Raw genomic sequence first — 24,003 nt, 5'->3', positions numbered from 1 at the left:
GGCCCCCCCCCCCCCCCCCCCCCCCCCCCCCCCGCCCGGGGGGCCGGGGGGGGGGGGGTCGGGCCCCGGGGGGCCCCGGGGGGGGGGGGGCGGGGGGCCCCCCGGGGGGGCCCCCCCCCGCCCCCACGGCGGTCTGGAACGAACGCTTTGTGAACCCCATCATGTACCCGTCGATGACCGTCTCAACGGGCCGGTCGGCCCGGGCGGCGGCGCCCAGCGCGACGAACAACGGGATGTAGTGGTCCGCCGTCGGACGGGCGTACGGCATTCCCGGCGCCCGGGTGCGGAACGTGGCGAGTTCGTCCACGTCCCCGCGGACGAGGGCGTCGGCGACCCAGGCGTCGACCGGCTCCGGTGTGAAGGAGCCGGTGACGGCCTGCCGGCGGTCCGTCAGGACGCGGGGCACTCCTTCCAGGCCAGGTGGTAGACGGTGCTGATGTCACCGTCCGTCGAGTCCATGGTCATGAAGCTCGTACTGCCGGGCGCCGACGTGCCGGCGCTGACGCGGAGTTCGGTGTTGATGTTGAAGTTGCGCTGCACGCCACAGGGAGCCCAGACCAGCTGTGCCCAGTCCGTGGTGTCCGTCGCCTGCCAGTTGTCGTTGTACGGCCCGCTGAACGGGTGGGTGATGGCCGCCGTGTTCGACGAGCCCTGGAAGTAGTACGAGGCCTTCTCCGTGCTGCCGGCGCCGCGCTGGAGCGAGGCGAAGCCGCGGTAGTCCGCGCTGGCGATGGCGTACGTGAAGCCCTGCGGCACATGGACGATGAGGTTGAGCTGGCAGTTCTTGCGGAACGCGGTGGGGTCTGAGTTGCCGCCGACCTGGGCGAGGTAATCGCTGTAGGTCACCGTGAAGGCGGTGTTGTCCGGGGAGACGGCGACCGCGGCGCTTCCCTGCGGGCAGCCGGATCCGTTCACCGTGGCGATCTTGATGACGATCCTGTCCGGGGGCGGGTCGACGATCCCGGAGGAGGGGTCGTGGGCAGGCAGTGCGGTGGCGAGGAGCGCCGCTGTCGCGCCGCTCAGGAGCAGTCCACCAGCCATGATTCTCCCATCCGTTGCATCGGTGTTCCGGCGGCGCGCGCCGCCGGGTGTTGGGGGGTGCGGCCCCGTGCGTGTGCGCGGGGCCGTCGCTGACCAGTGCGTTGGATCAGCTGTGTGTCATGCGCATGCCAGACCGAGAGCCATGCGCACCCCAGTCTGTGAAGGGGCTGTGAAGACCTGGAGCGACCGCATCGTATGTACTCCGGCGCACGACCGGAACGGCCATCTCCGGCCAATCGCCGTGCCCGAGGGAAGACGGCCGCGTTACGCCCACGGCCCGACCCCACGGCCGAGCAGGGGAGCCATGCCTCACAGCCCGATGACTCGCGGATCTTCCGCGGGCGTCCTCACCTACGGCCCGGGCGCAGCTGACCCGTCCTGCCGACGCGTTGTGGCCCGTGGGGAATACGGGACTGCGCCCCTTCACCCGTACCGTCGTCATCGGGCGCGGGCACTGGCAGACCGCCGCGGCCGCGGTGCTGCGCTGGGGCGTCGGGCGGCGAAGCGGCTTCACCGTGAAAGGCCACGGCGGGGAGGGGACCGGGTCGTCGAGGGGGCCGAGTACCGCATCACGGCCGGGGTCGGTCCGTGTGTGGTGCGAGAGCCGGTCTGGACAGTCGCCGTCGTCGGCACTCCGGACCGGTGCGGCTTCGCCTACGGCACCCTGCCCGGCCACCCCGTGAGCCGAGAGCGCAGATGATGGCCCACCGCCCCACACCATTGCACTAAAAGAAGCCACTTCCGCCCAAACTCGCATGATCCGCCGCTAGTCTCTCCTCCTGCCTGGGCCCCGTGAGCCGCAAGCCCCAGGCCTTCCGGGGGAAACCTTGCTCTTCGTACACGGCGGCCCCGCCACCGCCATCGTCAAGGGACCGACAGGAGAGTCCGTGGTCCTGCTCTCCGGCGAGCTGCCTGCCGACCTCACCGACGCCGCCATCGGTGAACTGCTCGACCTCGCGGCCGCCGTGCTCAGCGAGGAGGAAGTCGCTCTCTTCGAGCAGTGCCTCGCCATGCTCCGCCGCGGCGAGGGTCCCACTCCGCAGCGCATCGAGATCAACGGTGCCGTGCTCACCGTCTACCGCGAATGACCCGTACCCCTGCCGCCGGGCACCGGGGATGCGCTCGTACACAATTACAGGCGTCCGGACCATGGTCACCCGCCCCTGGGAAGGGCACCATCACGCCATGGCAACAACCGCGCACCCTGACCACCGCTTCACCTTCCGGGCAACCGCATGAGCTCGGCCCGCATCCCCGGCCTGATCGTGCCGTTCGTCTTCCTGTTCGCTCTCGCGGCCGGTGCGGTGTGGTACTGGCGACATCGCGGCGATTAGCCGCACAGCGGCAGACGGCTCAACTCTGCCCTCGTTCCGCCTGTTCGCGCAGGAACGTAGTGATCTGGCAGACCAGGCCCTCGGACCCGCTGTCGGTGCGGGTTCCCGAGCCGGGCAGGCCGTCCGGGGCCGTCATGTCGCCGGACCACAGATACCGGTCGGCCCATTCGTCGTCCGCCTTCAACTGCACCTGGATGTCGACGAGATTCAGGGAGGACTCCGAAGCGGCGGCGTACAGGACAGCGGTCGCGCGACGCAGCGGGTAGAGATCGAACCCCTCGATGAATTGCGAGTTGCGCCAGTCGAGGAAAGCACTCTCGCCGTCGGAACCAGTACGGATGTCGAGTTGACCGTCTTCGAGATGGAGGCCGACAAGTTCCTCCATACGATTTTCGACGGTCACCCGGAAGCGGAAATAGATCAGGCCCTCGGCGGCCTCGTCGCGCCCCCGCGGCGGTTCGGCCTTTTCCAGGCCGTGGACGCGGACGCGCAGACCGGCATGCTCGTCCGAGCATTCCTGCCAGTCGCCGATCACATTGGGCTCGCGCACGCTCCACCTCTCCACTTCCGCGCCATGTTTCCTATCTGCGCACACAACAAAGTGTCAAATGCAGGGAACGTCCCCTGGCCAGCGAATTTGCCCCGCTTGATCACCGATCAAGCCGTGCGCAGGAAGGATCCACCGACAGACACGCGGAAGACGAACCCGCACGTGTCACACATCACGTCCGCCGCCGGCCCGGAGCCGGTGGTCCGGCCCGTCGTCACAGTGACGGCTGGCACACTGCACGCCATGGCCCAGATCACGCCCGCCCGCGCCCTGCTTCTGCTCGTCGGCGGGCTGGTCTGTCTGACCACCGCGAGCGGCGCGCTGATCGGCGCGCTGATCGGCGGCGCCCGGACCGCTGCCGTCACCGCGGTATGCGCGGGCGCCGCAAGTGCACTCGGCGCCCTCTTCTTCCGCCGACGTGCACTGGCACACTTCGCAGCGGCCCGGCGTGAGGCCGGGATCCGTGGCTACGCCGAAGGGATCGCACACGGGGTGCTCCTCCACGTCGCCGCGTACGAGGCCGCGGTCTTCCCGCACACCGGCCCCATGGGAGTCACCTCCGAGGAGCGTGCCGCCCGGCGCACCGTCGCCTATCGGATGGCCGCGCTGGACGAAGTGCCCCAACTCGTGCGGGAGGCCGCCGCGGACGCGCTCGCCGTCCTCGACGCCGCCGACCGCACCGGCACCGAGGAGGCCCTCGCCCAACTCGCCGCCGTCGTACGGCAGGAGTACGCCCGCCCCTGAAGAGCGCGGCCATTCCTCTTTCTTCTTCGCCTTTCCTGTGCGGACGACATGTCCCCGCGTACGACGGGCCGAACAATTCGACCGATCGAACGGATTCATTCGACCGGCCGAACACCCGTAAAGTCAATTCGACGGCACACCTCGCATTACCCCGTTGAAGCACCAACCCACCTATTGGCGCACGGGAATTGAGCCGTCCACACTCGCGCTTGGCCGCACCCCTGACGGGAGGGGGCGCGCGGCAAAGGCAGTGTCCGGGCCATGGACAATCGGAACGAGGAGAGCCGCCGTGACCGTGCCGGTGGCAGCCTGGGCCTGAGAGCCTCCGGCGACCTGCGTATCCACCTCGCGGTCAGACTTCTACGTCTGAGGTAGGGATGGACCGGTGCGACTGTTGGTCGGGCAGTACGACGACCGCCTCGCGCGACCACTTGCGTGGGAGCAGGTCGCCCGCTCTCTGTTCGGTGGCCGCGAGAACTGACGCCAAGAGAGGCCCTGAGCCTTAGCTACACCACCGGCCCGTCGGTCACCGTCGTCGCCGCGAGCTTCCGCAAGTGCGCGAGAGCCGCGGCGAGGGCCGGTCGAGCACTGCCTCCGGCGCGCACGCAGGTGAGGAACTTGCGGTGCGGATCGCCGGCACAGCGCACGCGGGTGATCGGCAGATGTGCCGGCAGCTGGGCCAGGCGCGGGATCAGGGCGACGCCGAGTCCGTGGGCGACGAGATGGGCCGTCACGTTCCAGTCGAGGGCGTGGTGGACGATGTCGGGCGTGAAACCGGCCGCACCGCACGCGGACAGGACATGCGGCCGGCACGGGCTGTCCGGTACCGGGGCTATCCAGGGCTCCAGGGCGGCGTCCGCGAGGTCGACGCACTCGCGGTCCGCCAGTTCGTGACCGTCGGGCACGACCAGGTCGAACGGATCGTCCATCAGCGGCCGTTGGTCGAACCGGGCGTCGCCCCGAGGCGGGTTGTGCGGGGTGACCTCCACAACGGCGAGGTCGGTCTCGCCCTCGAAGAGCAGATCGAAGCTCTCCGGGACGCCCGCCTCCCGGATGCGCACGGACAGGCTCGGATGGCGGGCACGCAGGTGTGCCGCCATCGGGGCGAGGAGCACCGAGACGGCCACCGGGAAGCCGCTCACGCGCAGCGGTCCGGCCACGTCTCCGTCACCCGCGCGCAGGTCCTGTTCGGCCTGCTCCCAGCGGGTCTGGATGGCGTCGGCGTGCGCCAGCAGACTGCGGGCGGCGGGGGTGAGCCGTACTCCGCGGCCCTGTGGCTCCAGCAGATCGACGCCCAGTTCCCGGGAGAGCTGGCGAATCTGCTGGGAGGCGGCGGATGTCGTGAAGTGCAGGGCGCGGGCCGCGGCGGTGACGGTGCCGTAGTGCGCGACGGCGCGCAGGACATGTAGCCGGCGCAGATCAATCATGAAGTCCACGCTTCACGGTGTGCTCCGGTAAGTCAACGTGGACATGAACGGCGGCGTGCGTACACGCTGGTGGTGTCGACACAGTTCCGCCCAGGAGCAGAAGGGAGTCCGTGATGACCTGTACGCCTGCCCCTGCCTGTCCGTACTGCGGATGGCCCGACCACGCCGAACCGTTCCAGCTGGTCTCCCGGCACACCACGGGCGCCGGCCGCACCGTCTGGACCCGCTGCGGATGCGGCTCGCTCCAGGTACGCCTCGTCGACGCCCTCGGCATGCGCGTCGTCTCCCGTAGTCGGCCCGCGGCGCCGACGCGTCATCCCTGCGGCTGGTGAGGCCGACCTGCCGGCCCGGTGGGAGGCCGTCGTAGTCCCGACACGCCCGCGGTTGAGCAAGTTCGTATCGTGCTGACGTAGCAAGGGACATGGCAGCATGCACGGGCGCCGGGTGCGCGGGCGGCGGCTCGGACGGGACGTACACCGGGGAGCGCGGACGATGACGTACGAACGGCAGTCGCTCCTCACGCCCGGCGGGGGTGGCCACCCGGCGTCGGTCGGCCCGTCCGCACCCGGTCCGTGCTCGTCGCCGCGGGGCGGCTCCGGCCGCTGGGCACTGCTGCGGCGGCACCGGCGCCCGCTGCTCGTCCTGGCGGTGTTCGCCCTGCTGGCGCAGATGGCGTTCGTCATGGTCACCACGGCCGTGCAGCAGACCCCGACCATCGACGAGCCCGTGTACGTGGGCACATCGGTCGTGTACGTGCGGGAGCACAGTCTGCGGTTCAACCCGGAGCACCCGCCTCTCGGCAAGCTGATCATCGCGACCGGCACGGTCTTCGCCCACCCGCATCTCGAACCCGGTTTCCAGGGCGACCAGGGCCGGTTGGGGCAGCGGCTGCTGTACGAGTCGGGCAACGACGCGTGGCGGGTGATGTTCTGGGCCCGGCTGCCGGTGATGGTGGTGACGCTGCTGTTCGGGCTGGTGGTCTTCGGCTTCGCAACGGATCTCGTCGGCTCCGTGGGCGGACTTGCGGCGCTCGCCCTGTACGCGTTCTCACCCGACCTGATCACGAACGGCTCCCTGGCCACCCTCGACGTGCCCGCGGCGGGGTTCGTGGTGGCGGCCGCGTGGATGGTGTGGCGGGCGCGACGGCGCCCGCTGCGGTATCTGCCGCTCGCCGCGGTGGCGTCGGGTGCCGCGATGGCCACGAAGATGAGCACGCTGCCCGCGGTGCCCGTCCTGCTGGCGCTGGCCGGATGGTCGTACTGGCATGCGCAGGGCGAAGGGGTGCCGCGACGGCGGCGTGCGGCAGCGGCCCTGGTGGCAGCCATCGGCGTCACGGTCGTCCTGGTCGGTGTCGTCTGGGCCGTCTACCTCGCCGTCGATCCCCGGCTGCGGTGGACGACACCCGCGAACGTGCCGAAGGTGCGCGGGTTGCGTGCCCTGCTGATCGACTGGATGCCCTTCCCCGACGCGTACCGCGACGGAATGCGCATCCAGTTCGGCTTCGAGAGCGCGACCTGGCACGGCTATCTGTTCGGTCGGCTCTACTCCGGCTCCCGCTGGTACTACCTGCCCGCCGCGCTGCTGGTGAAGACCCCGCTCGGCATGGCGGCGCTGTGGCTCGGTGGAACCCTGGCCCTGGCAGCGGTCCCCCGGCTGCGCGCCGCCGTGCCGTACGTGCTGCTGCCCCCTGCGGTGCTGCTGACCGTTGCCATGCAGGGCTCACGCGACCTCGGGGTGCGGTACGCGATCTTCGTGCCGGTGTTCTTCGCCGTCGCCGCCGCCTGTGTGCTCGCGCTGCGGCGACGGTGGGTCTACGGGGTGACGGCGGCACTGGTCGTGTTCGTCGCGGTCAGTTCGCTGCGGACGTTTCCGTACTACCTGCCGTACTCCAACGAGGCGTTCGGCGGCCCTTCGAAGACGCATCTGAGGCTGCACGACTCGAACGTCGACTGGGGACAGGACCTCGGACGGCTGGCCGACCGGCTGCGCGAGCGCTATCCGGACGACGAGGACGTCTGGCTCGTCTACAAGGGCAGCGGTGTGCCGTCGTGGTACGGCATCCACGGGCACGACCCGCTCAGGGTGGCCCCGAGCCGGGTGCACGGGCTGCTCGTCGTGTCCGACACGTCGATCGCCAAGGCCGAGGGCCGGTTGAAACAGCTGCTGCGCGGCAGCAGGGCGATCGACGAGGTCGGTCACTCGATCACGATCTTCCGGCGGCCGTAGCTCACGGCGCGGACGGCTTGCCCGCCGTGCCGATCCAGGTGTGGAACAGCGCGTCCAGGTCCTTGCCCGACAGCCGCTCCGAGAGACGGACGAACTGGGCCGTGGTTCCGTGGCCGTTGCGGTGGTCGGCCGCCCAGGTCCGCAGTATGCGGAAGAAGGTCGCGTCCCCGACGGCCGTGCGCAGCTTGTGCAGGGCCATGGCACCACGGGCGTAGACGGGCGTGCCGAAGATGTGGGCTCCGCTGCCGGGGTCGGCGGGCGGGAAGGTCCAGAGGCCGTCGCCCGCCGGGCGGGCGTACAGGGCGTCGAAGGTCTGCTGGGCCGTCTTGCCGCCGTGCTGCTCGCTGTAGAGCCACTCGGCATAGGTCGCGAAACCCTCGTTGAGCCAGATGTCCTGCCAGCGGGTCAGGGTGACGGAGTCCCCGAACCACTGGTGGGCGCTCTCGTGGACGAGAGTGCTCAGGTCGGGTGCGCGGTCGTAGACGGGCCGGGTCTGGGTCTCCAGCGCGTAGCCGACGTCCGGGGCCCTGTCGACGATGGCTCCGGCCGCACGGAACGGGTAAGGGCCGAACACCTTGCTCTCCCAGGCGAGGACGGAGGGCAGCTTCTTGAGCACGGGGGCTGCTGCCGATGCCTCGCGCGGGTCGACGGCGTTGTAGACCCGGAGGCCGTCCCGGGTGGTGTACTGCTCGACGTCGAACTTCCCGACGGTGGCGGTGGCCAGGTACGCGGCCATCGGTTCGGACTGGCGCCAGTGGAAGGTGGTGTGTCCGTTCGCGGTCCGCCGGCTCAGGAGGACGCCGTTGGAGACGGCGGAACGCCCCTGGGGCACCGTGATCGTGATGTCGTACGACGCCTTGTCCTTGGGGTGGCTGTTGGCGGGGAACCATGTCATGGCGCCCTGCGGCTCACCCGCCACGAACGCGCCGTCGTCGGTGGGGATCCAGCCGTCCAGCGAGCCGTCGGGGTCGGTGACCGGCTTGGGCTCGCCCTGGTAGTCGACCGCGACACGGAAGTCCTGGCCCTTGCGGAGCCCGCGCCGGGGTATGACGACGAGTTCCTGCCCGTCGCGGCGGTAGGACGCCTTGACGTGGTCCACGGTCACACCGGTGACCTTGAGACCGCGGAGGTCGAGATCGAAGCGGGTCAGGGGCTGCGTGGCGCGGGCGCCCAGCACCGCCCTGCCGTGGAGGTGGCCGCTGCCGGTGTCGTAGCCGAAGGACAGGTCGTAGTGGCGCACGTCGTAGCCGCCGTTGCCCTCCAGCGGGAAGTACGGGTCGCCCGCCCCCGACGAGCCCACGGTGCCGGCCGCCGCCGGGCCCGCGGCCGCGAACAGGGCGGCGAGGGCGACGGGGACGGCTCCCGCGACGGCCTGCCGGTGAAGGACGGTGGTGCGTCTGACGGTCTGCCGACGGGGTGGCGTCACGGAGTCTCCTGTTGGTGGGCTGATCAATGGCGGTCAGCTTAGGGGGCCACCCCGCAGCCCCATCACCTCAGTTCGGTCAAGTTCCTTGCGGCGCCGGGACGTTCTTCCGGCTCGGAATGCACCTCTGTTCAAGGCCGCGCATTCGTGATGGAGTTCCCTCCATGACGGACATGTCGCTGCCGTGGACCGGCGAGCCGGTGCGGGTCGGGTTGGTCGGTGCGGGCCCCTGGGCGCACGCCGTGCACGCACGGGTGCTCGCGGCCGGGCCCGAGACCAGGCTGACGGCGGTGTGGGCGCGTCGTGAGGAGGCGGCCCGCGAGACCGCGGCCCCGTACGGCGCGGTCGTCGCCGCCCGGTTCGAGGAACTCCTGGACACATGCGAGGCGGTGGCCTTCTCGGTTCCTCCGGCCGTGCAGGTGGAACTGGCATGGCGGGCCGCGAAGGCCGGCAAGGCCCTGCTGCTGGAGAAGCCGCTCGGGGCGGATCTGGCTTCGGCTCGGCAGCTGGCCGACGCGGTCGAGGAGACGGGCGTCGTCTCGCAGCTCGTGCTGAGCAACCGTTACCACCCGGCGGCTCGGCGGTTCCTGGCCTCCGCGCGGGGACTGGAGATCGCCGGTGCGCGCTCCTGTGGGCTGAGCGGCGCCTTCCTGGGCGGGGACTTCGCGACCCCGTGGCGTCTGGAGCACGGCGCACTACTGGATGTGGGACCGCATCTGCTCGATCTGCTGGACGCGGCGATCGGTCCCATCGAGCGCGTACGGGGCGCCGGTGATCCCCGTCGCTGGATCGAGCTGACCTGCGAACACGCCGGTGGCGCGGTCAGCCAGTGCTCGCTGTCGGGATCCGTGAACGTCCCCGAGGGCGGCACCCACATCGAGCTCTTCGGACCGCAGCCCCCGCTGGTGTACGACACGGCAGGGCTCGACTACGAGGAGGCCTGGCCGGTGCTGCGCCGCGAGTTCGCCACCGCCGTGCGCACCGGGGTGTCCGGCGAGCTGGACGCCCGACGCGGGCTGCGGCTGCAGGAGCTGATCGCGCAGGTCGCCCACGCTGCGTAAAGAGGCGTGAAGGCGCCGTTCAGGGGAAAACGCCCGCCCGGGGCGCGTGAGCGCGGGCGGCAGCGTCCACAACTGACCCGTGAGACTGCCGCTGATCGCCCCCATGCTCGCCACGCCCGGCACTTTGCCGCCCGCCCCGCAGGACGCGCAGTGGGCGTACGAGACGAAACAGGACGGCCAGCGGGTGGTGGTCTATCTGCCCGGCGACGGCAGTCTGGAGCTGCGTGCCCGGTCCGGCGAGATCATCACCGACGCCTACCCGGAATTGCGTCCGCTGGGCGAGGCCCTGGGCGCAAGGCCTGCCGTACTGGACGGGGAGGTGGTGGCGCTGGACGAGCGGGGGCGCGGCGACTTCCAGCGGCTGCAGACCCGCATGGGGCTCGCCCACTCCCCCGCGCTGGCGGTACGCCGTGCGCAATGGACGCCCGTGCACCTCGTGCTGTTCGACGTGATGTTCCTGCGGCGCGACCTCACCGCGCTGCCCTATGCCCGCAGACGTTCACAACTGGAGGCGCTCGCGCTGGCCGGGCCGTACTGGTCGACGCCGGGCGCGCTCGTCGGGCACGGGGCGCAGGCCCTCGAGGCGACCCGGGAGAGCGGCTTGGAGGGGCTGGTGTGCAAGAAGCTGGACTCGGTGTACGAGCCTGGGGTGCGCTCCCGGTCCTGGATCAAGATCCGCAATGTGCGGGCAGTCGACGTGATCGTCGGCGGCTGGCTGCCCGGGCAGGGACGGCTGTCAGGCCTGCCGGGAGCGCTGCTGGTGGGGCAGCGGGAGGCGGGAAGGCTGCGTTATGTCGGCCGGGTGGGCACGGGCTGGACCGAGGCCGAGCGGGCGGAACTGGCCCGGCTGCTGCGCACCGTGGAGGCGCGCGTCTGTCCCTTCGACCGCGTCCCGAGGGTGCCGGGCGCTCGCTGGGTCCTGCCGAGACTGGTCGGCGAGGTCCGCTACAGCACCCGTACCCGGGCCGGTCTGCTCAGACAGCCGTCATGGCTGCGTCTGCGTCCGGACCTCGCACCGGAGGACTCGGCGGCCGATCTGCCCGATCTGCCGTGAGTGCGGGCCGGGCCCGGACGCATGTGTCCCGTCGCCGGGGCGGTGGGCAGTGGTTCACACGTGGCCGGGGCCACCACTGCCGAACGCACCGCTGGATCCGGGGAGCCAGCGTTTGCGGTGCTGGTCGTCGCAGCGTTTGCTCGCCGCGTGGTGGAGTTCGTACGGCATCAGCCGCTCGCTCTCCTGCGTCGCGTGCGGCACCTCCTCGGGCTCCCGTACTTCCCGTTCCTCGTGAACCGCTCCGCCCTCGGGCAGGTGCGGCTGCTCCTCCGGACGGGGTGGTGCCGGTTCCCGGTCCCGTACACGCATTCCGAGTTGCACGGCCCAGATCAGCGCGCCCGAAACCACCATTCCGCCGATGAAGGCGAAGAACACGTTGAGTTGTTCCTGCGATACAGCCAGTACTATATAGCTCGCCGTATTCATGCCAATGACCATACTCCCGTTGAATCGGAATGGCTCCCTGGAGAAATTCTTTGGGAATCGGGATTCCGGTGTTCTCGGGATCTGGTGCAGATCAGCGGTCGTCCCGGCGCGGGGCCCGGGTCAGATCCGGTACTCGCGCAGGGCCGGGGTCGCCAGGGCCAACCCGAGGGTGGCCGCGATGACCAGGAGGCCGCCGCCCGCGATGGCCGCGCGTGCGCCGAGGGCCGAGCCGACCGTGCCGTGCAGCACGTCCGCCAGACGCGGGCCCCCGGCGACGACGACCGTGAAGACGCCCTGCATCCGGCCACGCATCTCGTCGGTGGCGGCGGACAGCAGGATCGCGCCGCGGAAGACCATCGAGACCATGTCGGCGACTCCCGCGGCGGCGAGGAACGCCACGGCCACCCAGAGGTTGGTGGTCAGTCCCAGGCCGGTGATGGCGGCGCCCCAGGCGATCACCGCCGCGATCACCATCAGGCCGTGGCGACGGGCGCGGGAGAACGTGCCTGACAGCAGGCCGCCGAGTACCGCGCCGATCGGGATCGCCGCGAACAGCAGGCCGAGCGCCAGACCTTCCCCGTAAGGGGCGAACGTCTGTGCGGCGAGTTGCGGGAACAGGGCGCGGGGCATACCGAACACCATGGCGATGATGTCGGCGAGGAACGACAGCAGCAGGACCTTGTGCAGCGAGATGTAGCGGAAGCCCTCGGCTATCGCCTGCCAGCCCGCCCGGCTCTTCGCCGCCGCCAGAGGCGGCAGGGCGGGCAGCCGGACGACAGCCCACACCGTCACGCACAGGGCCACGGCGTCGACCAGGTAGAGCTCGGACAGGCCGATGACGGGGATGAGGGTGCCGGCGAGCAGGGGGCCCGCCACCAGGCCGGTCTGCATGACCGTGGTGCCGAGCGCGTTCGCCGCCGGAAGTTCGTCCGGCGGGACCAGACGGGCGATGGAGGCGTTGCGGGCCGGGGCGTTGAGGCCGAAGAAGGCCTGCTGAAGAGCGAGCAGCACCATCAGGACGAGGACCGAGTGGAGGCCGGTGACGGCCTGGACCCAGAAGAGCACGGACGTGACGGCGAGGCCGGAGTTGGTGATCAGCAGCAGCCTGCGGCGGTCCATGCTGTCGGCGATGGCGCCGCCCCACAGTGCGAAGAGTGCGAGCGGCAGGAGGCCGGCGAGGCTCGCGTATCCCACCCAGGCGGACGAGCCCGTGATGTCGTAGATCTGCTTGGGTACGGCGACCGCCGTGAGCTGGCTGCCCACCGAGGTGACGATCGTCGACGACCACAGTCGGCGGTAGGCGGGGCGGCGCAGCGGCCGGGTGTCCATCGCCCAACGGCGCCAGCCCCTGCTCTTGACTTCGTCCCCGTCCGGTCCCTCGCCCTCCGGTACCGTTCCGCTGTCGGTCGTACTCTCACTGGTATCCACGGACTTCCTGACTGCCTCGTACACCTTTCGATTCAGGGTTCACTATCACCGATCCGCCTGTGATCGCGGTACCCGGGGCGGGTCAGTCCTCCGCCACTACGAGGACGAGCGGGATGTCGTCGCACGGGACCAGTCGCAGCCCCTCGTGGCGGCCGGGCCTCGCGTCGGCGAGCAGCGCGCCGAAGTCGGGGCCTTTGGTGAGCGAGCCGGCCAGGTGGGCCGGGTCGGCCGAGGCGGCCACCCGGCCGCGGGCGTTGACCAGGTGGGCCGGTCCGGGCAGCCCTTGGAGCAGCGGCATCACGGCAGCCTCGAAGTGCCGAAGGTACACGTCCGCCGCGGCGACCCCGGCGAACCGGCCCCCGATGTGGACCGGCGCGGACAGGGTCAGGCTGTACTCGTCGGAGCAGAGGTAGTCGACGTATGGACCGGCGACGGCGCGCCGGCCCGTGTCACGGGGCAGCGCGAACCAGTCCCAGTGTGTGTAGTCGGAGTACGCGGACTGCCGTGGATCCAGGTCGAGCACCAGCGGCCGCACGGAGCCGTCGGAGCCCGTCTGCCACCACTCCAGCCAGGCCGGTACGTCGCTGAGCAGTCCCGGTGCCGCGATGAAGCCGACACCGGAGACCAGCTCCTGCCGGGCCAGGTGGACATGGAGGCCGGGACGCAGCGCCGCGAGGTCGGCGCTCGCCGGGCGGCGGCCCTGGGCGGCGATCCGGTTCAGCAGCTCCGTGGTGGCGGCCCGGGTGTCGGCGACCGTGTCGAAGACGGCCTCCAGCGTCCAGCGCACCTGGGCCGCCACACTTGCTTCCGTGGCCGGGCCGAGCGTCGCCGTCGCCGCGCCCGCGAGACGGCCGCCGTCTCTCGCGGGTGTGCTCGGGCCCGTCGAAAGAACGGGGTACGGGAGAAGGCAGGGCAAGGATCCGGGCTGCTGCAGGGAGTCGGACATGACCGCGACCGTATACGCCCGGCTCACTTCACCGCATCTTGACTCTGCGTCAACTCTCTTTCCACACAACGAAGTTGATCCACCTCTGGGCTCTCCGTAAGGTGATGGCCGCGCCGACCGCCCAACGACACCACCCTGTCCAGCGGGCGGACCCCTGGGCAGGCCGCCCGGCCCGCCTGCCGACCTGGAGCATCGTCCGAGTGCGCCACCGCGATCCGTGGCACCCCGGCGCCGCCCCGGTCACCACGCCACCCGACGTCGGATACCGCCCGCGGCTGTACCGCCGCGCCCTTCATCCGCGTCGCATCCTGTACGTCCGGCGCACCCACTGTCACCCGCCGTCACAACTCTGTCCCCGATTCCCCCCACTTCCGCACACCGTGGAGATTTCCTTGCGCCAGATCAGATCCCTCAAGGCGACGGCCGCCGCCTGCTCCCTCCTGTTCGTGAGCGCCTGCGGGATGTTCGCCGACTCGAGCCCGGCCTCCTCGTCCGGTTTCAACCCGCCGGACCTGAAGGCACAGTCGGAGCTCGGCTCCACGGAAGGGCAGGTGAACCTGATCTCCTGGGCGGGATATGTGGAGGACGGATCCACGGACCCGAAGGCCGACTGGGTCACGCCCTTCGAAAAGCAGACAGGGTGTCAGGTCCATAACAAGGTGGCGGCCAGCTCGGACGAGATGGTCAAGCTGATGAAGTCCGGCGCCTACGACGCGGTTTCCGCCTCGGGTGACGCCTCCCTCAGGCTCATCGCCTCCGGCGAGGCGGCGCCGGTGAACACGGATCTGGTGCCCAACTTCAAGGACGTCTTCTTCGGGCTGAAGAACCAGAGCTGGAACTCCGTGGACGGCACGGCGTACGGCATTCCGCACGGCCGTGGCGCGAACCTGCTGATGTACAACACGAAGGACGTGTCGCCCGCGCCCATCTCGTGGTCCGCGGTCTTCGACGACGCGTCCCAGTACAAGGGGCATGTCACGGCGTACGACTCCCCGATCTACATCGCCGACGCGGCACTGTATCTGCGTGAGACCCGGCCGGGCCTGAGCATCGAGAATCCCTACGCACTCGACCAGGAGCAGTTCGACGCGGCCGTCGACCTCCTGAAGAAGCAGCACGCCGACGTCGGTGAGTACTGGAGCGACTACCTCAAGGAGATCTCCGCGTTCAAGAGCGGCGACTCCGTGATCGGCACCACCTGGCAGGTCATCGCCAACCTGGCGCAGAGCGAGGGCGCCAAGGTCAAGGCCGTCCTGCCCCAGGAGGGCGCCACCGGCTGGTCCGACACCTGGATGCTCTCCGCCAAGGCCAAGCATCCCAACTGCGCCTACAAATGGATGAACTGGATCATCTCGCCCAAGGTCAACGCCCAGGTCGCCGAGTACTACGGCGAGGCGCCCGCCAACATCAAGTCCTGCGACGCCACCAGCGACCCGGCGTTCTGCGACACCTTCCACGCCACCGACGAGAGCTACTGGAAGGACATCGCGTTCTGGACGACGCCCATCGAGCAGTGCCTCGACGGCCGCACGGACGTCAAGTGCGTGCCCTATGCCAAGTGGGTACAGGCCTGGACCGAGATCAAGGGCTGACGAGGTCCGGCCCGGGGGTGAGCCCGTCGTGCCGGAGGTCAGGACGGGCTCACCCCCGGGCCGGGACGGACGGACCTCACCGGGGCGGAGCGTCAGCGGTGGCACGCTGGTGGCGCGCGAGGGCGTGGCCGATGTCGCGTGTCGCCGGGTACAGCCGCAGATACAGGTCGTACAGGTCGTCGTACCGGGGCCGTCGGCGCGCGTCGGGCGCGAGGCGCTCACGCACCGGGTTCCAGGTGTCGATGTCCGCGTCACCGATCGCGCTCGCGGCAAGGAACGCGGCGCCGTAGCTCGCGCCGAGTGTCACGGTCCTGAGCTCCTGCTCCAGACCGGTGACATCGGAGACGATACGGGTCCACAGGCCGCCCCGGGTGCCTCCGCCGACGGCGACGACCCGGCGGATGTCGGCGCCGGCCGCACGCATCGCCTCGGCGTTGTGGCGTACGCCGTAGGCCGTGGCCTCCAGCGCGGCGCGATAGAGGTCGCCGCGGGTGTGCTCCACGGTCAGTCCGGCGATCACTCCGCGGGCGTCCGGGTCGGCGACCGGGGTCCGCTCGCCCGCGAAGTAGGGCAGCATCAACAGGCCCTTCGCACCGGGGCCGGACGCCTCGGCCTCGGTGAGGAGCGCGTCGTGGTCGGAGGCGCCGAGCAGGTCGCGCAGCCAGTCGATGATCATCCCGGAGGTGGCCATCCCGCCCGCGAGACTGCGCGTTCCGGGCAATGCGCCCACCGTGCTCCAGAGTTGTGGCACCAGCAGCCGCTCCGACACTGTGTTGATCAAGAACATGGTGCTGCCATACATGAGCATCAGATCGCCGGTGTGCTGGGCACCTACGCTCAGCGCTTCGGACCAGGCGTCGATCGTGCCCGTGACGACCGGGACACCGGCGGGGAGCCCGGTGACGGCGGCCGCTTCGGCGGTGACGTGACCGGCTATGTCGCCGGGCCAGCGCAGGGGCGGCAGTTCGATGTCCGGCGCGATTCGGCGCGCCCAAGGGCGGTACCACTCCTGGGCGAGGGAGTCGTACAGCGGCACGGACTGGCTGGCCGAATGGTGGTCGAGGACGTACGCGCCGGTGAGCCGCCGCACCAGGTAGGAACTGGGCATGTACAGCCGCCGGGCGCGGGCGGCGACGTCGGGCCGGTGCTCGGCCAGCCAGAGGATCTTGGGGCCCACCGCCTGGGTGGACAGCAAGGACCCGCAGCGCCCGAGGACGGCGTCGCGGCCCAGTTCGGCTTCGAGCCGGGCGATCTGGGCGGTGGCGCGGGTGTCCACGCCGTAGAGGATGGCCGGGTGCAACGGCGTGTCCGTCTCGTCGGCCAGAGCGACGCACGGGCCCATACCGCTGACGCCGACCGCCTCGACGACGGTTTTGGGGTTGATCAACTCGCGGGCGAGCGAGGCGAACTCCTCCCACCAGACACGCGCGTCCATTTCGACGTGGCCGGGCCTGGGGCGGCCGACCGCATGCGGGCGCACCGCGGTGCCGAGAACCGTCCCGTCCGCACCGACCAGCACACCTTTGCTGCTGGACGTACCGATGTCGACACCGAGCACCGTCATGCGTTCCCGTCCTCCGCCTAGAGACTCCCGGGACATCGTTCCCCTCTTCGGGGGCGACCACCGGCTGGAACGGAGAAGTCGACCCGGCCTGTCCCGGTGCCTCAGCCGTCTCCCGGTGGCACCGTGGCCGGCAGCCGCAGGTGAAGACCGAGCCGGCGCCGGCCTCGGAGGCACCGTGACCGTGCCGCCGTGGGCGGCGGCGAGTTGACGGACGATGGGCAGCCCGAGGCCGCTGCCGCCAGGTGCGTCTGCTGCGGGACTTGTCGGCACGCCAGAACCGGTCGAAGACATGCGGCAGGTCCTCCGCCGCGATGCCGCTGCCGGTGTCGGCCACCTCGAAGGCCACCTGGTCGCCGTCGGCCCGGCCGGGGAGCGTGATCACGCCGTCGGCCTGGGTGTGGCGGATCGCGTTGGACACCAGATTGCCGAGCGCCTGCCGCATACGGACCGGATCGGCGTCCACCCATGGCCCTTCGTCGACCGTCGTGACCAGGCGTATGCCCGCTGTGTCGGCGGCGACCTGGGCGAGGAGCTCGTCGGCGCGGATGGGTTCGCGGTGCAGTCGCAGGGTGCCCGCGTCAGCGGCCGCAAGGTCCTGGACGGCGACCGCATAGTGAGGAACTCGTCAGGCCGCGGCGCGGCACCCCGGCCATGTCCCGAGTGCGCGCGGTCACAAGCCGAGTTGTTGCCGTTTCAGGACATCCGTGATCTTGGCGGAAGGAGAGCCTCCGGGACAGGATGCGCGCATGAAGGGTGATCTCTTTTCCAGTGACCACATGGTGCAGCCGGCCGCAGAGCCGGGCATGTCCGTGCAGAACGCCAAATCCATCCGGTACGTCGTCAGCGGCGAGATGTTCGCCCGGCAGGGGGCGATGGTCGCCTACCGCGGCAACCTTCAGTTCGAGCGCAAGGGCCAGGGCGTGGGCGGGATGCTCAAGCGGGCGGTCACCGGTGAGGGGCTGCCGCTGATGACGGTGCGCGGCCAGGGCGAGGCATGGTTCGCGCACGAGGCGCAGAACTGCTTCATCGTGGATGTCGAGTCGGGCGACGAGTTCACCGTCAACGGGCGCAACGTGCTGTGCTTCGACGCGACCCTGGCGTACCGGATCCAGACCGTTAAGGGCGCGGGCATCACCGGCGGCGGACTGTTCAACAGCGTGTTCACCGGTCACGGCAGACTGGGCCTGGTATGCGAGGGCAGTCCGCTCGTCATACCCGTCTCGCCGCAGCAGCCGGTGTACGTCGACACGGACGCGGTGGTCGGCTGGACGGCGCAGTTGCACACCTCGCTGCACCGGTCGCAGTCCATCGGCTCGATGCTGCGCGGCGGCTCGGGCGAGGCGATCCAGCTCAAACTGGAGGGTGAGGGGTATGTGGTCGTACGGCCCAGCGAGCTGACCCCGCAGAAGGAGCACTGACCGGGCGGGGGCCGCTCGGCGAGGGCGGGCCCCCGCCGTGTCAGCCTCCCGCCGGAGGACGGCGTGTTGGCAGCCGTCACGTGGACGGCGGCCCATGCCTTGTCGACCGTCCGGTACGCGGTGCTGCACGCGCCGTACATGTCGTCGGCGGCCTTCAGCGTCGCGGTGCGCGCGTCTTCGAGGCGGGGTGGAGGGCTGTCGGCGACGGGAGGCACAGCGGCGGACGACTACACCCGCCCCGGACAGCCGCCGGGGAATACGTCCGCGATCGACCCTGCCACCCGCCCGTTGTTGATCAGGATGTCACCACCCAAGTTGCTTCGCTGTAAACGAGTCGCCAGAGGTCGCGCAGGGCTGCCGTACCCCACCACTCAAACAGAACACATTTTCGAACAAGGGGGTACGCTGGCGCGTATGGCCACGCACCTCCAGGGCTCGCTGTTCGACCAGACCGACGACATCCGGCTCGGCACGCTCGACGGGCTGCGGCGGACTCCGCTCGATGCCGGGGTGTGGATCGATCTGCTGCCGGGCTGGCTGAGCGGTGCCGATGCGCTGTTCGAGAAACTGGCCGCCGAAGTGCCGTGGCACGCCGAACGGCGGCAGATGTACGAGCAGACGGTGGACGTGCCGCGGCTGCTCTCGTACTACCGCGCCGGCGAGCCACTGCCGCACCCAGTCCTCGAGGAGGCACGCGCCGCCCTGTCCGCGCATTATGCGGCCGAACTGGGGGAACCCTTCACCACGGCCGGGCTCTGCTACTACCGGGACGGACGGGACAGCGTGGCCTGGCACGGCGACCGGATCGGCCGCGGCGCGCGGGAGGACACGATGGTCGCCATCCTCTCCGTCGGCGCGCCACGCGATCTGGCCCTCAGGCCGCGCGGCGGCGGACAGACGATCAGGCGTCCACTCGGACACGGCGACCTGATCGTGATGGGCGGCTCCTGCCAGCGGACCTGGGAGCACGCGATCCCGAAGAGCACACGGGCGACCGGCCCTCGGATCAGCATCCAGTTCCGGCCGCAGGGTGTGAACTGAGCCGGATCAAGGAGCCGGCCCATGAAGCCGTGGGACGACGAGGCCAGGCGGACCTGCTGGACCACACGGCGTACCGCCTTCGACACCGACTGACTCCGCGGGGGCGGGCCGCCGCTCAGTGCGAGGCCGCCGCCCAGGGGCCGACACCGCCGATCCGCTCGACGGAGTAGCGCACGATGTAGCCGGGCCCCTTCGGCGCCGGGAATTCGGCGTCCGGGGACATGTAGACCTTGGCCAGGCGGTTGAGCAGATCCCATGTGCCGTCGCTCGGCTGCACGGTGGCCCGCGCCCGCAGCGTGGCGTACTCGTTGAGGAAGGCGCCGGGCACCCGCGGGGCGTCGAAGGACAGCACGACCCGCGGGTCCCGCTCCATGTTGCGCAGCTTCACGTGCCGCGCCATATGACCGCTGACCACGTCGTCGCCGTCCAGCCCGACCCAGATGACGGTCACCTGCGGGCTCCCGTCGGAATTGACGGTGCTCAGGTGGGCCATGGGGCCGGACTCGATCAGGTCCCGCAGTTCCCGGGGCAGACGGCTGTTCTGGTTCGTCATGTCCCTTCAACGGTGCCACGGCCGAGCGGATACGCCTGCGGGCGCAGGCACGAGGGGACTTCCCCCGAAAGATGCAGAATCACGGTGGTTCAAGCGCCTGCTCGGTCCAGACGGTCTTGCCCTCGGGCGAGTAGCGAGTACCCCATTCCTGGGCCAGTTGCGCGACGATGAACAGCCCCCGCCCGCCTTCATCGGTGGTGCGGGCGTGCCGCAGGTACGGTGCCATGGCGCTGGAGTCACTGACCTCGCAGGACAGCGCACGGTCCAGGATCAGGCGCAACTCCAGTGGAGGGCTGCCGTAGCGGAGGGCGTTGGTGACCAGTTCGCTGACGATGAGTTCGGCGTTGAGAGATATCTCCTCCCCCACTTTCCATGCGGTGAGTCGGTCACGGGCGTACTCACGGGCCGTGGCGGCTGCGGTGAGCTCGTCGTCGAGTCGCCATGCGGCGACCCGATCGCACGGGAACGGGCGTGTGCGGGCCAGCAGGAGGGCGGCATCGCCGGCCTCCATGTCGGCCGGGAGGCTGTACAGGATGTCGTCACAGAGGTCCTGTACGGGACGGTCGCCCTTTGCCGCGGCCGAGCGGAGGGGGCTATGGGCACAGATCAGGTGCGTGGCCAGGTCCGGGGCGCTGGGGAAGGCGATCACGCTGCCGAGCGGCAGTTGCATACGGTCGGCGGCGAAGGGTGCCTGGTCACTGCTGCCCAACCACGGTCCGGCCGAGCTGTCGGGGCTGACGAGGGTGCCGTCGGGGTGGAGGACGACGGGCGCGGGGTGGCCCGCCCGGGCGACAGTGCAGATCCGGGTCAGAGGCTCGTACACGGCATACGCGCAGGTCGCGGTGAGCGGCTCACGATGCAGCGGATTGCCTGGCGGCAGCACTGAGCGCTCGGCCGCCAGGAGCGCGGCGGTGTCGTTCAGACGCGCAAGGAGTTCCTCCGGTTCCAGGTCGAGGGCGGCCAAGGAGTGGACCACGGTGCGCAACTGTCCGAGAGTCGCCGTGGCGTCGATGCCTCCCCCGGAGACCGTTCCGGCGACCAGGGCGGTACGGGCGCCGGACAGGGCGATGACGTCGAACCACCCACTCCCGTCGGCACCGGGACGGGCGATGCCGGCGGCTTCCAGGGCGGTGTGGGAGGCGGGAAACAGCGGCAGCATGTGCCGCAGGACGGTCGCCGCCACCGTGTGGTCCCGGGTGTAGCGGCGGGCGTTGTCGATGCACAGGGCGGTGTGCCGTGCGACGTCACGGGCGAGTTCGATGTCGTCCTCGTCGTAGGGGCGGGGCGGCCCGGTGCTGCGATAAAGGCTCACCAAACCCATCACCGTGCCGCGCAACTCCAGGGGGACGGCGAGGAGGGCGTGCGCTCCGCTTGCGCGGATGGCGCGGGCGCGAGCCGGGTCGGCGGCCAGCCACGGCAGGCTGGAGCACAGAGTGGCGGCGCGGGGTCGCAGGTCGGCCAGGGCCTGACTGAAGGGAGTCGGTCCCGGAAGAGCCCGCACGTCACCCACGGGGTGCGCCTGGGGCTGACCTTCCTCGGCGCTGCTGCGAAATGCAACACGCCGTAGCCGTACGTCACGACGAAGGGGAGACAGCGGAGGATCATCACCTCGGATGACGGCGTCCACCACCTCCACGACCGCCACATCCGCGTATGCGGGCACCAGGGCCTCGGCCAACTCCTGGCAGGTCGCCACCACGTCCAGAGTGCGTCCCACACTCTCGCGCACCGCGTCGAGAATGCCCAGCCGGATCCGGGCCGTTTCCCGCTCGGTGACGTCCACCACCGTCAACGCCACGCCGAGCACCTCGCCCCGAGGGTCCTCCAGACGAAACGCCGAGATCTCGTACAGACGTTCCTGGCCGCGGTAGGCAGGTGGCCGCACCCGCACGACCCGCCCCTGCAGCGGAACACCGTCCTGCAGCACCCGGCGCAGCAGATCCTCGGCCGCGTCCATCTCCACCACAAGGTGCAAGTCGGCGAAACGCCGCCCGACGACGTCCTCATCGCTCAGCCCCCGCATGGCGGGCGTGGCCGTGTTCATACGCAGCACACGCAACTCGGTGTCCAGGACGGCCAGGCCGATCGGCGACCGGGTGAACAGGGCATCCAGCACCGACATCCAGGCGTCACCAGCGGCATCGACCCGAGCGCCGTCTGCCATGGAAGTCACCTCCAGTGCCGCCCGACAGCGAGTCTCATCCGCGAACCGCTCGTGCGTCCCTCTTCCGGTGTACTCCGCCCCTGTGCATACGGCGACCCAAGGCCCCGCGCGCGACGCGTGACCAGCCCGGAATCGGAGGGGTCTCCGAAGTCGAGAGCCGACGAACCGTCGTCCACCGGCATTCCGCCCCGACGGGACCCTAGTCCTCGCCGGCCGTGCGGCACTCCGGGTGACCCCATCCCTGCGCGTTCTTGGCGATGGGATCGCCCGCGGCGTAGGGGCGGCCGCAGACGCAGCGGCCGGGGAACTTCGCCTTGATGGTGCGGCTGGAGGCACGCTTTCTCGCGGGGGCGGCGCGCCGGACCGGGGCGGAGGCGGCCGGATCGGGTGAAGGCGGCGGCTCCGGGGAGCTGTAGGCGCTGCCCGCCGGTTCCTGGACGCTGGCCGCATAGCTGGCGGCGCGGTCCGCGAAGTCGTTGAGGCGGTCGCCGCCGACCTGGTGCGCGGGAACGTAGCGGAACTCGACCTCGCGCCCGTTCAGCAGCTCGTCGATGCGTACGACCAGGTCCTGGTTGGCGACAGGCTTGCCGGCGGCGGTCTTCCAGCCGCTGCGCTTCCAGCCGGGAAGCCAGGTCGTGACGGCCTTCATCGCATACTGGGAGTCCATCCGGATCTCCAGCGGGACGTCCGGGTCAACCGCTGTCAACAGGCGTTCCAGAGCGGTGAGTTCGGCGACGTTGTTGGTCGCCGTGCCCAGCGGGCCGGCCTCCCAGCGGCTCGGGATCTCGTCGTCGTCGGCGACCACCCAGGCCCATCCGGCAGGTCCGGGGTTTCCCTTCGAAGCCCCGTCGCAGGCGGCCACAACACGTTCAGGCATGTCCCCGATCATGCCACGCTCCGGCCATCGCTCCGGGCCCGGGGCCGACGCCCCCCGCCGTCGAGGAGGCGCAGGCCAAGACGGGTCGCCCCGTGCAGGACCTGCTTGCCGTCCCGGGGGCCGCCCATCAGCCCCCTGTCGCGCAGGACGCCGATCCCGCGGCTGACGCTGAGCGCTGCTTGGCCACCGGGGGGTCGAGCACGGGGCCCAGCCCGAGACCGGTAGGAGGGCGGTGCGTTCCCCCGCGTCAGGGGGCGCAGTCCCTCCAGCAGGGCGCGGGTGCCGGGGGGTGCCGCGCCCGTCAGGAGACGTCGGACGTGTCCGGCATCCGGCCCTGCGTGCTGGTGACGTCGATGACCGAGAAGTTGGCGCCCTGGGGGTCGCTCAGCGCGGCGAATCGGCCGAAGGGGCTGTCCATCGGGCCGAACCGCAGGATGCCGCCCTGCTTCATGGCCCGCTCGACGGCCGCATCGCAGTTCTCGACGGTGAAGTACACGTTGATGTACGGCGGCACCTCCGGCGGGAAGTCCTCCGTCATCTTCATCCGGCCGAGCACCGGGTTCCCGTCGAGTTCGAAGATACGGAAGTCGATCGCCTCGTCCTCGATCTGCTTGGCGCGATAGGGGAAGACCGCCGGGAAGAACACGTCGGACTTCTCCGGTTCGCGGGTGAACACCTCGGCCCAGCAGTAGGCGCCAGGCACCGCCCTCGCCTCGAAGCCCTCGTGGATGCCGGCCTGCCAGACGCCGAAGACGGCGCCGCTCGGGTCGCGGGCCAGGGCCATGGTGCCGAAGTCCCCGACCTGCATCGGCTCCATCAGTACCTCGCCGCCGTTGTCCCTGATCTTCCGTGCGGTCGCGGCGGCGTCGGGCGAGGCGAAGTACAGGCACCAGGCGGACTGGCCCTCCTGCCCGGGCATGGGCGGCACCACGGCGGCGACCGTCTTGCCGTCGGCGTACGCCTGCGTGTAGTTGCCGTACTCGGACGACGCCTCGCCGAACGTCCAGCCGAGGACGTCGCCGCCGTAGAAGCTCTTGGCCCGTTGCTTTGATCCTCAACAGATTTCAGCAATCCGGGCATTTCGGCCCGGAAGGTCCGTCTCATCACCAAAGCGTGAGGGCTTCAGCATGAGTA

The 24,003-nt window shown here is 70.4% G+C and carries 21 protein-coding genes and 3 pseudogenes; 10 read left to right on the top strand and 14 right to left on the bottom strand.

Annotated elements, in window-relative coordinates; genetic code table 11:
- Positions 1 to 390: 390 nt before the first annotated feature.
- Complete coding sequence (locus ACZ3TS_RS37495) at positions 391 to 1,041, bottom strand: DUF4360 domain-containing protein (RefSeq protein WP_467626435.1); 651 nt, start codon at positions 1,039 to 1,041, stop codon at positions 391 to 393.
- Between ACZ3TS_RS37495 and ACZ3TS_RS37490 the strand changes: the two genes are divergently transcribed.
- Positions 929 to 1,741, top strand: coding sequence for a DUF1990 family protein (locus ACZ3TS_RS37490; protein WP_467626434.1), 813 nt, complete (start codon positions 929 to 931; stop codon positions 1,739 to 1,741). The genes ACZ3TS_RS37495 and ACZ3TS_RS37490 overlap by 113 nt on opposite strands.
- 127 nt (positions 1,742 to 1,868) lie before the next feature.
- Positions 1,869 to 2,129, top strand: a complete 261-nt coding sequence (locus tag ACZ3TS_RS37485; protein WP_467626433.1) for a hypothetical protein — start codon at positions 1,869 to 1,871, stop codon at positions 2,127 to 2,129.
- A 265-nt stretch (positions 2,130 to 2,394) separates the two neighbouring features.
- Here ACZ3TS_RS37485 and ACZ3TS_RS37480 read toward each other — a convergent pair whose 3' ends face one another.
- On the bottom strand, positions 2,395 to 2,925 hold the full coding sequence (locus ACZ3TS_RS37480; RefSeq protein ID WP_467626432.1) for a hypothetical protein: 531 nt from the start codon (positions 2,923 to 2,925) through the stop codon (positions 2,395 to 2,397).
- 243 nt (positions 2,926 to 3,168) lie between these two features.
- On the opposite strand from ACZ3TS_RS37480, the gene ACZ3TS_RS37475 reads away from it, so the two are divergent.
- Positions 3,169 to 3,669: a hypothetical protein gene (locus ACZ3TS_RS37475; protein WP_467626430.1), complete on the top strand. Its 501-nt coding sequence runs from the start codon at positions 3,169 to 3,171 to the stop codon at positions 3,667 to 3,669.
- A 506-nt stretch (positions 3,670 to 4,175) separates the two neighbouring features.
- On the opposite strand, the gene ACZ3TS_RS37470 is transcribed toward ACZ3TS_RS37475, so the two are convergent.
- A complete protein-coding gene (locus ACZ3TS_RS37470; RefSeq protein WP_467626453.1) occupies positions 4,176 to 5,096 on the bottom strand; it encodes a LysR family transcriptional regulator in 921 nt (306 codons plus the stop codon).
- A 113-nt stretch (positions 5,097 to 5,209) separates the two neighbouring features.
- Here ACZ3TS_RS37470 and ACZ3TS_RS37465 point away from each other — a divergent pair, with 113 nt between their 5' ends.
- Together ACZ3TS_RS37465 and ACZ3TS_RS37460 are read left to right on the top strand one after the other, a co-directional pair.
- On the top strand, positions 5,210 to 5,428 hold the full coding sequence (locus ACZ3TS_RS37465; protein WP_467626429.1) for a hypothetical protein: 219 nt from the start codon (positions 5,210 to 5,212) through the stop codon (positions 5,426 to 5,428).
- Positions 5,429 to 5,588: 160 nt separating this feature from the next.
- Positions 5,589 to 7,322, top strand: a complete 1,734-nt coding sequence (locus tag ACZ3TS_RS37460) for an ArnT family glycosyltransferase (RefSeq protein ID WP_467626428.1) — start codon at positions 5,589 to 5,591, stop codon at positions 7,320 to 7,322.
- Position 7,323: 1 nt separating this feature from the next.
- Here ACZ3TS_RS37460 and ACZ3TS_RS37455 read toward each other — a convergent pair whose 3' ends face one another.
- On the bottom strand, positions 7,324 to 8,748 hold the full coding sequence (locus ACZ3TS_RS37455) for a M1 family metallopeptidase (RefSeq protein ID WP_467626426.1): 1,425 nt from the start codon (positions 8,746 to 8,748) through the stop codon (positions 7,324 to 7,326).
- Positions 8,749 to 8,909: 161 nt separating this feature from the next.
- Between ACZ3TS_RS37455 and ACZ3TS_RS37450 the strand changes: the two genes are divergently transcribed.
- Together ACZ3TS_RS37450 and ligD are read left to right on the top strand one after the other, a co-directional pair.
- On the top strand, positions 8,910 to 9,806 hold the full coding sequence (locus ACZ3TS_RS37450) for a Gfo/Idh/MocA family protein (protein WP_467626425.1): 897 nt from the start codon (positions 8,910 to 8,912) through the stop codon (positions 9,804 to 9,806).
- Positions 9,807 to 9,885: 79 nt separating this feature from the next.
- Positions 9,886 to 10,860, top strand: a complete 975-nt coding sequence (gene ligD, locus ACZ3TS_RS37445; RefSeq protein ID WP_467626424.1) for a non-homologous end-joining DNA ligase — start codon at positions 9,886 to 9,888, stop codon at positions 10,858 to 10,860.
- Between the two features lie 54 nt (positions 10,861 to 10,914).
- Here the strand turns inward: ligD and ACZ3TS_RS37440 are convergent, their stop codons facing one another.
- The 3 genes from ACZ3TS_RS37440 to ACZ3TS_RS37430 form a co-directional block, all read right to left on the bottom strand.
- Positions 10,915 to 11,286, bottom strand: a complete 372-nt coding sequence (locus ACZ3TS_RS37440; protein WP_467626423.1) for a DUF6479 family protein — start codon at positions 11,284 to 11,286, stop codon at positions 10,915 to 10,917.
- A gap of 120 nt (positions 11,287 to 11,406) precedes the next feature.
- Positions 11,407 to 12,714, bottom strand: a complete 1,308-nt coding sequence (locus ACZ3TS_RS37435; protein WP_467626421.1) for an MFS transporter — start codon at positions 12,712 to 12,714, stop codon at positions 11,407 to 11,409.
- 82 nt (positions 12,715 to 12,796) lie between these two features.
- Positions 12,797 to 13,660 carry a cache domain-containing protein gene (locus ACZ3TS_RS37430; protein ID WP_467626420.1) on the bottom strand — a complete coding sequence of 288 codons (864 nt, stop codon included), beginning with the start codon at positions 13,658 to 13,660 and terminating at the stop codon, positions 12,797 to 12,799.
- A gap of 392 nt (positions 13,661 to 14,052) precedes the next feature.
- Here ACZ3TS_RS37430 and ACZ3TS_RS37425 point away from each other — a divergent pair, with 392 nt between their 5' ends.
- On the top strand, positions 14,053 to 15,252 hold the full coding sequence (locus tag ACZ3TS_RS37425) for an ABC transporter substrate-binding protein (RefSeq protein WP_467626419.1): 1,200 nt from the start codon (positions 14,053 to 14,055) through the stop codon (positions 15,250 to 15,252).
- Positions 15,253 to 15,328: 76 nt separating this feature from the next.
- Here ACZ3TS_RS37425 and ACZ3TS_RS37420 read toward each other — a convergent pair whose 3' ends face one another.
- Both ACZ3TS_RS37420 and ACZ3TS_RS37415 read right to left on the bottom strand, forming a co-directional pair.
- Entirely contained in the window at positions 15,329 to 16,816 is a 1,488-nt protein-coding gene (locus ACZ3TS_RS37420; RefSeq protein ID WP_467626418.1) for an FGGY-family carbohydrate kinase, read from the bottom strand.
- Between the two features lie 101 nt (positions 16,817 to 16,917).
- Positions 16,918 to 17,417 (bottom strand): annotated as a pseudogene (locus ACZ3TS_RS37415) (sensor histidine kinase); the annotation flags it as partial.
- Positions 17,418 to 17,562: 145 nt separating this feature from the next.
- Here ACZ3TS_RS37415 and ACZ3TS_RS37410 point away from each other — a divergent pair.
- Entirely contained in the window at positions 17,563 to 18,234 is a 672-nt protein-coding gene (locus tag ACZ3TS_RS37410) for an AIM24 family protein (RefSeq protein ID WP_467626416.1), read from the top strand.
- A 53-nt stretch (positions 18,235 to 18,287) separates the two neighbouring features.
- Here the strand turns inward: ACZ3TS_RS37410 and ACZ3TS_RS37405 are convergent.
- Positions 18,288 to 18,410 (bottom strand): annotated as a pseudogene (locus tag ACZ3TS_RS37405) (M4 family metallopeptidase); the annotation flags it as partial.
- Between the two features lie 238 nt (positions 18,411 to 18,648).
- Here ACZ3TS_RS37405 and ACZ3TS_RS37400 point away from each other — a divergent pair.
- Entirely contained in the window at positions 18,649 to 19,275 is a 627-nt protein-coding gene (locus ACZ3TS_RS37400; RefSeq protein ID WP_467626415.1) for an alpha-ketoglutarate-dependent dioxygenase AlkB, read from the top strand.
- 115 nt (positions 19,276 to 19,390) lie between these two features.
- Here ACZ3TS_RS37400 and ACZ3TS_RS37395 read toward each other — a convergent pair whose 3' ends face one another.
- The 4 genes and pseudogenes from ACZ3TS_RS37395 to ACZ3TS_RS37380 all read right to left on the bottom strand — a co-directional run.
- Positions 19,391 to 19,828: a PPOX class F420-dependent oxidoreductase gene (locus tag ACZ3TS_RS37395; protein WP_467626414.1), complete on the bottom strand. Its 438-nt coding sequence runs from the start codon at positions 19,826 to 19,828 to the stop codon at positions 19,391 to 19,393.
- A gap of 79 nt (positions 19,829 to 19,907) precedes the next feature.
- The gene (locus ACZ3TS_RS37390; protein ID WP_467626412.1) at positions 19,908 to 21,992 is read right to left on the bottom strand and encodes a SpoIIE family protein phosphatase; all 2,085 of its coding nucleotides are present in this window, start codon (positions 21,990 to 21,992) and stop codon (positions 19,908 to 19,910) included.
- A gap of 199 nt (positions 21,993 to 22,191) precedes the next feature.
- Positions 22,192 to 22,881 carry a ribonuclease H family protein gene (locus ACZ3TS_RS37385; RefSeq protein ID WP_467626411.1) on the bottom strand — a complete coding sequence of 230 codons (690 nt, stop codon included), beginning with the start codon at positions 22,879 to 22,881 and terminating at the stop codon, positions 22,192 to 22,194.
- 289 nt (positions 22,882 to 23,170) lie between these two features.
- Positions 23,171 to 23,908 (bottom strand): annotated as a pseudogene (locus tag ACZ3TS_RS37380) (VOC family protein); the annotation flags it as partial.
- Positions 23,909 to 24,003 lie beyond the last annotated feature (95 nt).

The organism is Streptomyces sp. NPDC022910, from assembly GCF_055561075.1.
This window is presented reverse-complemented; position numbering and strand designations above follow the sequence as displayed.